The sequence below is a fragment of the Quadrisphaera granulorum genome, from assembly GCF_003149145.1.
Taxonomy (GTDB): Bacteria; Actinomycetota; Actinomycetes; order Actinomycetales; family Quadrisphaeraceae; genus Quadrisphaera; species Quadrisphaera granulorum.
Genome location: NZ_QGDQ01000021.1, coordinates 85,268 through 98,365 on the forward strand (window position 1 = coordinate 85,268; position 13,098 = coordinate 98,365).

General features: G+C 70.3%; 8 protein-coding genes and 1 tRNA gene. 4 read left to right on the plus strand and 5 right to left on the minus strand.

Going from position 1 to position 13,098, the window contains the following annotated elements; all coding sequences use genetic code 11:
* The first annotated feature begins 49 nt into the window (after positions 1-49).
* The 3 genes from gltB (at position 50) to pyk (ending at position 7,699) form a co-directional block, all read left to right on the plus strand.
* A complete protein-coding gene (gltB, locus tag BXY45_RS15950) occupies positions 50-4,708 on the plus strand; it encodes a glutamate synthase large subunit (RefSeq protein WP_109775495.1) in 4,659 nt (1,552 codons plus the stop codon).
* Positions 4,701-6,182 carry a glutamate synthase subunit beta gene (locus BXY45_RS15955; RefSeq protein WP_109775496.1) on the plus strand — a complete coding sequence of 494 codons (1,482 nt, stop codon included), beginning with the start codon at positions 4,701-4,703 and terminating at the stop codon, positions 6,180-6,182. The genes gltB and BXY45_RS15955 overlap by 8 nt, the downstream gene beginning before the upstream one ends.
* A 95-nt stretch (positions 6,183-6,277) precedes the next feature.
* On the plus strand, positions 6,278-7,699 hold the full coding sequence (gene pyk, locus BXY45_RS15960; protein WP_109775497.1) for a pyruvate kinase: 1,422 nt from the start codon (positions 6,278-6,280) through the stop codon (positions 7,697-7,699).
* A 203-nt stretch (positions 7,700-7,902) separates the two neighbouring features.
* On the opposite strand, the gene BXY45_RS15965 is transcribed toward pyk, so the two are convergent.
* Positions 7,903-7,976: transfer RNA gene (locus BXY45_RS15965), tRNA-Leu, on the minus strand.
* Between the two features lie 74 nt (positions 7,977-8,050).
* On the opposite strand from BXY45_RS15965, the gene BXY45_RS15970 reads away from it, so the two are divergent.
* On the plus strand, positions 8,051-8,662 hold the full coding sequence (locus tag BXY45_RS15970) for an ANTAR domain-containing response regulator (protein ID WP_109775498.1): 612 nt from the start codon (positions 8,051-8,053) through the stop codon (positions 8,660-8,662).
* 129 nt (positions 8,663-8,791) lie between these two features.
* Here BXY45_RS15970 and BXY45_RS15975 read toward each other — a convergent pair whose 3' ends face one another.
* The 4 genes from BXY45_RS15975 to BXY45_RS15990 are packed head-to-tail and all read right to left on the minus strand — an operon-like array spanning position 8,792 to position 12,872.
* Positions 8,792-9,556 (minus strand): ABC transporter ATP-binding protein, encoded by a 765-nt coding sequence (locus BXY45_RS15975; protein WP_109775499.1) that lies wholly within the window; start codon positions 9,554-9,556, stop codon positions 8,792-8,794.
* Complete coding sequence (locus BXY45_RS15980) at positions 9,553-10,413, minus strand: ABC transporter ATP-binding protein (RefSeq protein WP_109775500.1); 861 nt, start codon at positions 10,411-10,413, stop codon at positions 9,553-9,555. Before BXY45_RS15980 ends, BXY45_RS15975 begins: the two co-directional genes overlap by 4 nt.
* A complete protein-coding gene (locus tag BXY45_RS15985) occupies positions 10,406-11,818 on the minus strand; it encodes a branched-chain amino acid ABC transporter permease (RefSeq protein WP_211319633.1) in 1,413 nt (470 codons plus the stop codon). The genes BXY45_RS15980 and BXY45_RS15985 overlap by 8 nt, the downstream gene beginning before the upstream one ends.
* Position 11,819: 1 nt before the next feature.
* Entirely contained in the window at positions 11,820-12,872 is a 1,053-nt protein-coding gene (locus BXY45_RS15990) for a branched-chain amino acid ABC transporter permease (protein WP_109775501.1), read from the minus strand.
* Positions 12,873-13,098 lie beyond the last annotated feature (226 nt).

The following is a 13,098-nucleotide window of genomic DNA, read 5'->3' on the forward strand; positions in this document are numbered from 1 at the left end:
GACCCCACCCGGCGGACCATGCCGCCGGCCAGCCCCGAGGACGGTCACCATGGCCCTCACGCGCGAGACCTCCCGCGCACTGCAGCGCTACTCCGCGCTGCCCGGTGCGCAGGGTCTGTACGACCCTTCGGGGGAGAAGGACGCCTGCGGCGTGGCCTTCGTGGCCAACCTCCGCTCCGGCGCCACCCATGAGGTGGTGCAGCAGGCGCTCACTGCCCTGCGCAACCTCGACCACCGCGGCGCCGTCGGCGCCGAGGTCGACAGCGGCGACGGCGCCGGCATCCTCGTGCAGGTGCCGGACGCGTTCCTGCGCGAGGTCTGGGCGCAGGAGGCCTCGCCGTCGGGCGTGGAGCTGCCCCCGGCCGGCCAGTACGCCGTCGGCCTGGGCTTCCTCCCCGACGACGACACCGAGGAGGCGATCGCCAAGGCCGAGATCGCCGCGACCGCCGCCGAGGAGGGCCTGCGCGTCGTCGGCTGGCGCGAGGTCCCGGTGACGGCCTCGCTCGTGGGCCACACCGCCCGCTCGTGCATGCCGCGTTTCCGACACCTCGTCGTGGCCGGCAACGGCTCGCGCCAGGGCATCTCGGGCATCGAGCTCGACCGCCTGGCCTTCGTGCTGCGCAAGCGCGCCGAGCGCGAGCTCGACGTCTACTTCGCCTCCCTGAGCAGCCGCACCCTCGTCTACAAGGGCATGCTCACCACGGGGCAGCTGGAGCCGTTCTTCCCGGACCTGTCCGACCGGCGCCTGGCGACCCAGCTGGCGATCGTGCACTCCCGGTTCTCCACCAACACCTTCCCGAGCTGGCCGCTGGCGCACCCGTTCCGGTACGTCGCCCACAACGGCGAGATCAACACCGTGCGCGGCAACCGCAACTGGATGCGCGCTCGCGAGAGCCAGCTCGCCACGCCCCTCATCGAGGGTGACCTCTCCCGCCTGTTCCCCATCTGCACGCCCGGCGCCAGTGACTCGGCCTCGTTCGACGAGGTGCTCGAGCTGCTGCACCTCACGGGCCGTTCGCTGCCCCACGCCGTCCTCATGATGATCCCCGAGGCGTGGGAGAACCACACCCAGATGGACGAGGCGCGGCGGGCGTTCTACGCCTTCCACTCCAGCTTCATGGAGCCCTGGGACGGCCCGGCTGCGGTGACCTTCACCGACGGCCGCCTCATCGGCGCCGTGCTCGACAGGAACGGCCTGCGTCCCTCGCGGTACTGGGTCACCGACGACGGGCTCGTCGTCCTCGCCAGCGAGGTCGGCGTGCTCGACATCGCCCCCGAGCGCGTCGTGAGCAAGGGTCGGCTGCAGCCGGGCCGGATGCTCCTGCTCGACGTCGGCACCGAGTCCGAGCCGGGGCGGATCATCCCGGACGACGAGATCAAGGGTCAGCTGGCCGCGGAGCATCCGTACGCGGAGTGGCTGCGCGAGGGCCTCATCCAGCTCGGCGACCTGCCCGAGCGTGAGCACGTGCTGCACACGCACGCTTCGGTGACGCGTCGCCAGCAGGCGTTCGGCTACACCGAGGAGGAGCTCCGGCTCATCCTCGCGCCGATGGCCGCCACCGGCGCGGAGCCTGTCGGGTCGATGGGCACCGACACCCCCATCGCCGTGCTGTCCGAGCGCCCCCGGCTGCTCTTCGACTACTTCACCCAGCTCTTCGCGCAGGTGACCAACCCGCCGCTCGACGCCATCCGCGAGGAGGTCGTCACCAGCCTCGGTGTGGACATGGGCCCGGAGTGCAACGCCTTGGCCGCCACCCCGGAGCACTGCCGGCAGCTGCGCCTGCCGTTCCCGGTGATCGACAACGACGAGCTCGCCAAGATCATCCACATGGGGTCCGAGGAGGACCTGCCCGGCTACTCCACCCACCGGGTGCGCGGCCTCTACCGCGTGGCCGGCGGCGGCGAGGAGCTGGAGCGCCGCCTGCGCGAGATCTGCGCGGAGGTCTCCGACGCCATCGCCGAGGGCGCGCGCTTCGTCCTCCTGTCCGACCGTGACTCCGACGCCGTGTGGGCGCCGATCCCGTCGCTGCTGCTCACCAGCGCCGTGCACCACCACCTCATCCGCGAGAAGACCCGCACGCAGGTCGGCCTCGTGGTCGAGGCCGGAGACGTCCGCGAGGTCCACCACGTCGCGCTGCTCATCGGCTACGGCGCGGCCTGCATCAACCCGTACCTGGCCATGGAGTCCGTCGAGGACCTGTGCCGCCACGGGCTGCTGGAGGGACAGGACCCGCAGAAGGCCGTCCGCAACCTCATCTACGCGCTCGGCAAGGGCGTGCTCAAGGTGATGTCCAAGATGGGCATCTCCACGGTGGCCTCCTACCGGGGCGCCCAGGTCTTCGAGGCCATCGGGCTGTCCCAGGAGCTGGTCGACCGCTGGTTCACCGGCACGACCACGCAGCTCGGCGGCGTCGGCATCGACGTCGTGGCCGCAGAGGTGGCCGCCCGCCACGCCGGCGCCTACCCCGTCGAAGGGGCGGCGCCCGCGCACCGCCGCCTCGCCGTGGGCGGGGAGTACCAGTGGAAGCGCGAGGGCGAGCCGCACCTGTTCGACCCCGAGACGGTCTTCCGCCTCCAGCACGCCACCCGCGCGCGCCGCTACGACGTGTTCCGGCAGTACACCGCCCGCGTCGACGACCAGTCCGAGCGCCTCATGACGCTGCGCGGTCTGTTCTCCTTCAAGGACGCCGCGGCCACCGGGCGCCAGCCGGTGCCGATCGACGAGGTCGAGCCGGTCAGCGAGATCGTCAAGCGGTTCTCCACCGGGGCGATGAGCTACGGCTCCATCTCCGCCGAGGCGCACGAGACGCTCGCCATCGCCATGAACCGCCTCGGCGCCAAGTCGAACACCGGTGAGGGCGGCGAGGACGTCGACAGGCTGCTCGACCCCGAGCGCCGCAGCGCCATCAAGCAGATCGCCTCGGGGCGGTTCGGCGTCACCAGCGCCTACCTCACCCACGCCACCGACCTGCAGATCAAGATGGCGCAGGGCGCGAAGCCGGGCGAGGGCGGGCAGCTGCCCGGCCCGAAGGTGTACCCGAACATCGCCAAGACGCGTCACGCGACGCCCGGCGTGGGGCTCATCTCGCCGCCGCCCCACCACGACATCTACTCCATCGAAGACCTCGCCCAGCTCATCCACGACCTCAAGAACGCCAACCCCGCGGCGCGCGTGCACACCAAGCTCGTGTCCGAGGTCGGCGTCGGCACGGTCGCGGCGGGCGTGGCGAAGGCGCACTCCGACGTCGTCCTCATCTCCGGGTACGACGGCGGCACCGGTGCGGCCCCGCTGACCTCGCTCAAGCACGCGGGCGCCCCGTGGGAGCTCGGCCTGGCCGAGACCCAGCAGACGCTGCTGCTCAACGGCCTGCGTGACCGGGTGAGCGTCCAGGTCGACGGGCAGCTCAAGACCGGCCGCGACGTCGTCGTGGCAGCGCTGCTGGGCGCGGAGGAGTTCGGCTTCTCCACGGCTCCGCTCGTGGTCAGCGGCTGCATCATGATGCGCGTCTGCCAGCTCGACACCTGCCCCGTGGGCGTGGCCACGCAGAACCCCGTGCTGCGCGAGCGGTTCACCGGCAAGCCCGAGTTCGTGGTGACGTTCTTCGAGTACCTGGCCGAAGAGGTGCGCGAGCACCTCGCCGCGCTGGGCTTCCGCAGCATCGACGAGGCGGTCGGCCAGGTCGGCTCCCTCGACGTGCGCCGCGCTGTCGAGCACTGGAAGGCCTCCGGCCTGGACCTGTCCCCGGTGCTCGCCGACGTCGAGGTCGCCGAGGGCACCTCCCGCCGCCAGACCTCCGTGCAGGACCACGGCCTGGAGAAGGCGCTGGACCACCAGCTCCTCGCCGCCGCGCGCCCGGCCCTGGAGGACGGCGAGCGGGTGAGCGCCACGTTCGCCATCCGCAATGTCAACCGCACGGTCGGCACGATGCTCGGCCACGAGGTGACCAAGCGGTTCGGTCCGGAGGGCGCGCCCGACGGCACCATCGACCTCACCCTCGTGGGGTCGGCGGGCCAGTCGTTCGGTGCGTTCCTGCCGGCGGGCGTCACGCTGCGTCTCGTCGGTGACGCCAACGACTACGTCGGCAAGGGCCTCTCGGGGGGCCGGGTGGTGGTGCGTCCGCACGACGTCGCGCCGTTCGGCGGGCTCGGAGCACGCGACAACGTCATCGCCGGCAACACCGTCGGCTACGGCGCCACCTCGGGGGAGGTGTTCCTGTCCGGCCGGGTGGGCGAGCGGTTCGCCGTGCGCAACTCCGGAGCGACGATCGTCGTCGAGGGCACGGGAGACCACGCCTGCGAGTACATGACCGGCGGCACGGTCCTCGTGCTGGGCAAGACCGGTCGCAACGTCGGCGCGGGCATGTCCGGCGGCACGGCGTTCGTGCTCGACCTGCTCCCGGAGAAGCTCAACGCCGCCGCTGTGCGCAGTGGTGAGCTGACCTCACGGCCGCTGGCGGAGGGCACCGACGCCGAGCGTGAGCTCGTCGCTCGCCTTCTCGCGCGGCACGTGGAGGAGACCGGCTCCGCCGTCGCCTCCTCGCTCCTGTCCGACGGCTCGCTGACGGACGAGGCCCTGTCCCGCATCACCGTGCTCGTCCCGCGTGACTACGCGCGCGTCACCGCGCTGCGTGAGCGCGCCATCGCCGAGGGGAACGACCCCGACGGCGCCGACGTCTGGCAGCAGATCATGGAGGCCGTCCGTGGCTGACCCCCGAGGGTTTCTCACCACCCCCGTCCGCGAGAACGCTCCGCGCCGCCCGGTGCCGGTGCGCATCAAGGACTGGCGCGAGGTCTACGAGCCGGTCGACCAGGCCGTGCTCTCCCGGCAGGCGGGCCGCTGCATGGACTGCGGCATCCCCTTCTGCCACAACGGCTGTCCGCTGGGCAACCTCATCCCCGAGTGGAACGACCTCACCCGCCGTGGTGACTTCCGCGAGGCCATCGAGCAGCTCCACGCCACGAACAACTTCCCGGAGTTCACGGGCAAGCTGTGCCCCGCCCCGTGCGAGGCGGCGTGCGTGCTGGGCATCAACCAGGACCCGGTGACCATCAAGCTGGTCGAGGAGTCGATCATCGAGCGCGCCTGGGACGAGGGCTGGGTCCAGCCCCTGCCGCCCGAGCGCCTCACCGGCAAGACCGTCGCGGTGATCGGCTCCGGCCCCGCGGGGCTCGCTGCCGCCCAGCAGCTCACGCGCGCCGGTCACACCGTGGCCGTGTACGAGCGCGACGACGCCCTCGGCGGGCTCATGCGCTACGGCGTGCCCGAGTACAAGATGGAGAAGCGCCACATCGACCGGCGCATCCAGCAGATGGAGGCGGAGGGGACCCGCTTCCGCACCGGCGTGGACGTCGGCGGCGCCGTCGACGCCGCCCGCCTCGCCAGCCGTTACGACGCGGTGGTCATGGCCGTGGGCGCGCTGCAGCCGCGCGAGCTCGACGTGCCGGGCCGTCACCTGCGCGGCGTGCTCCAGGCCATGGAGTTCCTGCCGCAGGGCAACAAGCTGGCACTGGGCCAGCCCATCCCCGCGTCAGTGCCCGCGGAGAAGCGGATCACCGCCGAGGGCAAGGACGTCATCATCATCGGCGCCGGTGACACCGGCGCCGACTGCCTGGGCACGGTGCTGCGGCAGAACCCGAAGTCGGTGACGCAGCTGGCCATCGGCCCGACGCCCCCGAAGGACCGCACCGGTAACCAGCCCTGGCCGACCTACCCGCTGGTGCTCCGCACCTCCTCCGCGCACGAGGAGGGTGGCGAGCGCGTCTACACCGCCTCCACCACGGAGCTGGTGGACGACGGCGAGGGCGGCGTGGCCGGTCTGCGCATGGTCGAGGTGGTCCGCCACCCGGACCGCACCTACACCGTGGTGGAGGGTTCCGAGCGCGAGCTGCCCGCGCAGCTGGTGCTCCTCGCGCTGGGCTTCTCCGGCGTCGAAAAGATGCCGATGGTCGAGCAGCTCGGCCTCGAGGTCGGCCGTGACGGCGCGCTCGTACGCGACGCGGGCTGGCAGTCCTCCCGGCCCGGCACCTTCGTGGTCGGCGACGCCGGCCGCGGCGCGAGCCTCATCGTGTGGGCCATCGCCGAGGGACGCGCGTGCGCGGCTGCCGTCGACGAGTACCTCACCGGTCGCCCGAGCACCCTGCCGGCGCCGGTCACGCCGAACGCGCGCCCGCTGTCCGTCTGAACATCAGGACGAGCCCGCCCTGACCCCCCGGTTGAGGTTGCGCGCCGGGTGCCCCCGAGATCCGGGGCACCCGGCGCGGGCCTAGGGTTGGAGCCATGCGCCGCGCGAAGATCGTCTGCACGCTGGGGCCGGCTCTCGACACCCCGGAGCGGATGGCAGCCGTCATCGATGCCGGGATGGACGTCGCCCGGCTGAACATGTCTCATGGTGACCAGGCTGACCACCTGCGTCGCTACAACCTGGTCCGCAAGGCCAGCGATGCCGCCGGCCACGCCGTCGCCATCCTGGCCGACCTGCAGGGCCCCAAGATCCGCCTCGGGCGCTTCGTCAACGGCCCGCACCTGCTGGCCGTCGGTGACAGCTTCACCATCACCACCGAGGACGTGCCGGGCACCAAGGACATCTGCTCCACCACCTACAAGGGCCTCGCCGGTGACGTGGCCCCCGGTGATCCGCTCCTCATCGACGACGGGCGGGTGGGCCTCGAGGTCACCGCCGTCGACGGTCCCCGGGTGCACACCAAGGTCGTCGTGCCCGGTCCGGTCTCCAACAACAAGGGCATCAACCTGCCCGGCGTCGCCGTGTCCGTGCCCGCCCTGTCCGAGAAGGACGCCGAAGACCTCCGCTGGGCACTCAAGACCGGTGTCGACTTCATCGCCCTGTCCTTCGTGCGCTCCGGCGCCGACATCGACGACGTCCACGCGATCATGGACGAGGTCGGTGTCCGCCTGCCCGTCATCGCCAAGGTCGAGAAGCCGCAGGCCGTGGCCGACCTGGAGGGCATCGTCGCGGCGTTCGACGGAGTCATGGTCGCCCGCGGTGACCTCGGCGTCGAGCTGCCGCTGGAGCAGGTGCCGATCGTTCAGAAGCGCGCCGTCGAGCTGTGCCGCCGCAACGCGAAGCCGGTCATCGTGGCCACGCAGATGCTCGAGTCGATGATCAGCGCCCCGCGCCCGACCCGCGCCGAGGCCAGCGACGTCGCCAACGCCGTTTTGGACGGCGCCGACGCGCTGATGCTCTCCGGGGAGACCAGCGTCGGCGAGTTCGCCATCGAGACGGTCCAGACGATGGCCCGGATCATCGCGAACACCGAAAAGGAAGCGCTCGACAGGATCCGCCCCCTCGGCACCACGCCCCACACCCAGCCCGGTGCGGTGACGTGGGCGGCGCGGGCCATCGCGGAGAACATCGGCGCGAGCCAGCTGGTCACCTTCACGGTCTCCGGTGACTCTGCCCGTCGTATGGCGCGCCTGCGCTCGCCGATCCCTGCGCTGGCGTTCACGCCCGAGCCGTCGACCCGCAACCAGCTGGCGCTGACGTGGGGCACGGAGCCGTTCCTGGTGCCGTTCGTCGACACCACCGACGACATGGTCGCCCAGGTCGACAAGGCTCTCCTCGACATCAACCGCGTCGAGAGCGGTTCCACCGTGGTCATCGTGGCCGGGTCGCTGCCGGGCAAGGTCGGGTCCACCAACGCCATCCGCGTGCACCGCGTGGGAGACGAGAAGAACCAGTAGGACGACGACGGCGAGGGGCCGGGCCGGGTGCAGCTGCTGCGCCGGGCCCGGCCCCTCAGCCGTTGGTGCGGCGTTCGTGCTGGCGTCCCGGACGATCTCTGTGTCACCGGCGCCGGACTCGACCATCGTTCGGACAGCTCCACGCACAGCGGGAAAGGGCATCGTCAGGACTCTCCGCGGAGGGTCCTGACGCCGCTGATCTGTGCCCCGGGTGGGACTCGAACCCACACTGAGCGGGTTTTGAATCCGCTACCTCTGCCAATTGGGTTACCGGGGCAAGTTTCTTCAGTTTACTGCTGCAGGTGGGGCACGCTTGTGGGGCGCGCTCCGCGGGGCCACTAAAGTACCCGCGTGAGTGAGCAGGGTATCCAGACGGAGCCGGGCGCGGGGCCGCGCCGTCGCGTCGTCGTCGCGGAAGACGAGGCGATCATCCGCCTCGACGTGGTCGAGATCCTCCGCGAGGCGGGCTATGACGTGGTCGGTGAGGCCGGCGACGGCGAGAGCGCCGTCCGCCTCGTCGAGGAGCTGCAGCCCGACCTCGTGGTCATGGACGTCAAGATGCCCGTCATGGACGGCATCAGCGCCGCCGAGCGCATCGGCAAGGCGCGGTTGGCCCCCGTCGTCCTCCTGACGGCCTTCTCCCAGCGCGAGCTTGTCGACAGGGCCCGTGACGCCGGCGCGATGGCGTACGTGGTGAAGCCCTTCACGTCCGCAGACCTGCTGCCCGCCGTCGAGATCGCCGTCTCCCGCTTCCAGGAGATCGCCGACCTCGAAGAGGAGGTGGCCGACCTCACCGAGCGGTTCGAGACCCGCAAGCGCGTCGAGCGCGCCAAGGGCCTCCTCATGACCCGGATGGGCCTGTCCGAGCCCGAGGCGTTCCGCTGGATCCAGAAGACCTCCATGGACCGCCGGCTCACCATGCGCGAGGTGGCCGACGCCGTCCTCAGCCAGGTCACCAGCTGACCAGCCCCCTTCTGGCCCTCACGGGCCCTCTCAGGCACTCCTGAGCCCCTGGCAACGCACAGCGCCCGGCCCCCTTGCGGGGACCGGGCGCTGTGCGTTCTCCGACCGTCGCGCAGACGGCCCTGAAGGTCAGTGACCGCCGAGGTACGCGGCGGTGACCGATGGGTCGTCCAGGAGCTGCGCGGCGGGCCCCTGCAGGCTCAGGGTGCCGGACTCCAGCACGTACGCGTAGTCGGCGATCTCCAGGGCCGCCAGCGCGTTCTGTTCCACCAGGAGCACGGTGACGCCCTGCTGCCGGATGCGCTCGATGGTCTCGAAGATGACGTCGACGAGCACCGGCGCGAGGCCCATCGACGGCTCGTCGAGGAGCAGGACGCGCGGGTTGCCCAGCAGTGCCCGCGCGACGGCGAGCATCTGCTGCTCACCGCCGGACATCGTGCCGGCCTTCTGGTCGATCCTCTCCCGCAGACGGGGGAAGAGCTCCAGCACGTTCTCGCGGTCTTCGGCGATCTTCTCCTTGTCCTTGCGGGTGAAGGCGCCGAGGTCGAGGTTCTCCGACACGGTCATCCGCTGGAAGATCTTCCGCCCCTCGGGGGAGTGGCAGATGCCTCGCTTGACCACCTCGTGGCCGGGCACCCCGGTGATGCTGTTGCCCTCGAAGACCACGTCGCCCGTGCGGGGGCGCAGGAGCCCGGAGATGGTGCGCAGCGTCGTCGACTTCCCGGCCCCGTTGGAACCGATGAGGGTGACGATCTCGCCGGGGTAGACCTCGAGGGAGAGGTCGCGCACCGCCGTGATGCTGCCGTAGCTGACGCTGATGCCTCTCAGCTCCAGCACCGGCTCCTTGCCGCCTCCACGGGCCGGGGGGGCCGCCTGCTCGGTGGTGGTGCTCATGCTGTCCCCTTCTCGGCCACGGGCAGGCGACGTCCCTCGCGGGTGCCGGTCTTGCCGAGGTAGGCCTCGATCACCTGCTGGTTGTTCCGGATGTCGTCGGGGGTGCCCTCAGCGATCATGCGGCCGCGGTCGAGCACGGTGATCCGCTCGCTGATCTTCATGATGACGCTCATGTCGTGCTCGATGAGGAGCACCGAGATGCCCCGCTCGTCACGCACCCGGTAGACGAAGTCGTTGAACGCCGCCGACTCCTGCGGGTTCATGCCTGCGGTGGGCTCGTCGAGCAGCAGCACCTTCGGCTGTAGCGCCATCGCCCGCGCGATCTCCAGGCGGCGCTGGTCGCCGTAGGAGAGGTTGCGGGCCAGCTCGCCTTCGGCCTTGGGGATGCCGACGTACGCGAGCAGCTCACGGGCGGTGTCCCGCGCTTCGCGCTCCTCGCGGCGCTGCCCGGGGGTGCGGATGATGGTCGACAGGACGCCCGCCTTGAGGTGCGGGTGCATGGCGACCATGACGTTCTCCTCGGCCGTCATGAGGCCGAAGAGCCGGATGTTCTGGAACGTGCGGGCCATCCCCATGGCGGCGCGCCGGTGCGGCTTGACGGTGGTGACGTCACGGCCGTTGAGGTGGACCGACCCCTCACTGGCCTCGTAGAGGCCAGTGAGCACGTTGAAGAACGTGGTCTTGCCCGCGCCGTTCGGGCCGATGAGGCTGGTCACCGACCGCGGGGGGATGGCGAAGGAGACGTCGTCCACGGCCACCAGACCACCGAACCTGATGGTGATGTGGTCGGCGTAGAGGATGTTGTCGGTGAACGGGTCGCCGACTGGCGCCGGCGCAGTGGCTGTCGTCTCAGTCATCGGAGTTCTTCCTCTGCGTGCCGCTGCCGGGCGAGGTCGTGCTGTCGCCGCTCGACGTCGCATCACCGGCCGGACCGGCCATCGCGGCCGCCGAGGCCGCGATCTTGGCGTCGGCCGCCGGGTCGGCCCTTTCCACGGCCTCGGTCTCCGCCGCCGCCTCCAGCGAGTCTGCACCCAGCGACTCCGCCTCGGTCCGTGACGGTGTCTTGAGCAGGGCTCTCGTCCGGCCTTCGGGGATGAGTCCTTCGCGTCTGAACAGCATCATGAGCACGAGCAGGATGCCGAGGATGATGTAGTTGTAGCGCGGCAGCGTGGCAGCGAGGTCGGTGCCGAACAGGGCGTCGCTCTGCACGCCGATCTGCTTGAGGCCGTTGCTGTTGAGCCACGACAGCAGGAACGCGCCGACGGTCACGCCCCACACGTTGCCCATGCCGCCCAGCACCACCATGAGCAGCACCAGGACGGACTTGCCGAAGTCGAAGCCGGACGGCGAGACCGCCGTGGTGATGCCCGAGGCGTTCGCCACGCCACCGACACCGCCGAAGAAGGCGCCGACGGCATAGGCGAGCAGCTTGGTGCGTACCAGCGGCACGCCCATCATCGACGCCGCCAGCTCGTCCTCGCGGATCGCCAGCCACGCCCGGCCGAGGCGCCCCTCACGGATACGGAGCGAGACGAAGATGCACCCTCCGACGATGAGGCCGAGGACGAGGATCTTCCACACGTTGCCGGCCGAGGAGTTGGTCAGCAGGGGCGGGGCGATGCCCGTGGCCCCCAGCACCCCGGTCCCGATGGAGTCGATCGAGGAGATGCCGGAGTCGCCGTTGGCGACGTTGAAGCCCGCGATCTCGTTGGAGTTGCGGAAGAACTGGGTGATGACCTCACCGAAGCCCAGGGTCACCAGAGCCAGGTAGTCACCCCGCAGACGCAGCGTCGGTGCGCCGATGAGGATGCCCAGCAGGGCGCACAGCACACCCGCGACGAGGCAGACCAGCCAGAAGTTGATATGCGTTCCGGGTGCGTCGGCCGGCACCGGGGAGAAGAGGTGGAAGTCCCACTCCCAGTTGAACGGGTAGGCCATGAGCCAGCCCGCGGTGTACCCGCCGAGCGCCCAGAACGCCACGTATCCCAGGTCGAGGAGGCCGGCGTACCCGACGACGACGTTGAGACCCAACGCCATGATCGCCCACATGAGGCACTCGTTGACGGTCGCGACCGGCAGCCACGCGAGCACCGGCCCGGAGACGTCGGTGATGAGGCTCGGCAGGATCGCCTGGTAGAGCAGGAAGAGAAAGAGGATCACGGCGACGTAGCCGAGCGGCCACGCGTACTTGTCCGTGAAGCCCCGCACCTGCAGTCCCCCGGAACTCCCAGGGCGCTTGCTGTTCACCGTCGTGGTAGCCACGTCACACCTTCTCCGTGGTCGGGCGGCCGAAGATGCCCTCGGGCTTGAAGACCATGAGCACGATGAGGATCAGGAACACCACCGACTGCGACCAGTTCGAGCCGAGCCCGTAGGTGCCGCCCTCGTTGAGGGCCTGCACCAGGCCGATGGCGAGGCCGCCGACCACCGCTCCGCTGAGGTTGCCGATACCACCGAGGACGGCAGCGGTGAACGCGATCAGGCCGAGCTGCGTGCCGGTGTCGTAGTAGGTCTGGGTCTGCGCGAGGAAGTACAGGACGCCGGCGGCACCGGCGAGGGCTCCACCGAGCATGAAGACGAACGAGATGGTGCCGTTGACGTTGATGCCCATGAGGCGGGCGCCGTCCTGGTCCTGTGCCACGGCGCGCATGGCCTTGCCCATCTTGGTGCGCGTGACGATGTAGGTCATCGCGAGCAGCAGGGGGATGGTGACCGCCGCGATGAGAACGATCTTGTAGACGTAGACGCCCTCGAGGATCGGGCCGCCCCACGTGACGGGCCAGTTCTTCTGCGCCGAGCCGTTGATGTAGTCCTGCTGGGCGAAACCGCGGAAGACGAAGCTCAGGCCCACAGCGGTCATGAGGGGCGCCAGCTTCGGTGCCGTTCTCAGCCGCCGGTACGCGAAGAACTCGGCGCTGACATTGACCAGGGCGCCGAACGCCATACAGACCACCATCGCCACGAGCAGCGGCAGGAAAGTGGAGACTCCCAGCTGGCCGACGCCCATCACGCTCACCATGACTGCTGCCGCGACGATCGTCGAGAGCATGAACAGGTCACCGTGGGCGAAGTTGATCAACTCGATGATGCCGTAAACCATGGTGTAGCCGAGCGCCACGAGGGCGTAGAGCATGCCGTTCTGCAGGCCGACGAGCACCGACCCCAGGAACCGGTCCGGGTTGGCGATGGCGTTGGCGAGGACCCAGATGACGGCCGCGCCGAGGATGACGTAACCGAGGATCCGTTCCACCACCGGACCGAGCCGCACACGCGGCACTCTCTTCGTCGCGGTGGTCACTGCTGTTCCTGTGGACATCGAGACCTTCTCTCTCACACGGGCTGCGTGCCGCAGGGGTGGGCGGCGGGGCAGGGTCCGGCCGGGGCCGGACACCATCTCGCCGGGCCGCTGGTGTGCAGCGACCCGGCGAGGTGGCGTGGTGCGTCCTTAGAACGTCCGCCAGTAGGTGTGATCATGCTGCGCGGATGCGCTTGGAGCGAGGCCGGTTCTCCCAGCGGTACCGGTCCCAGCACCCCACGATCAG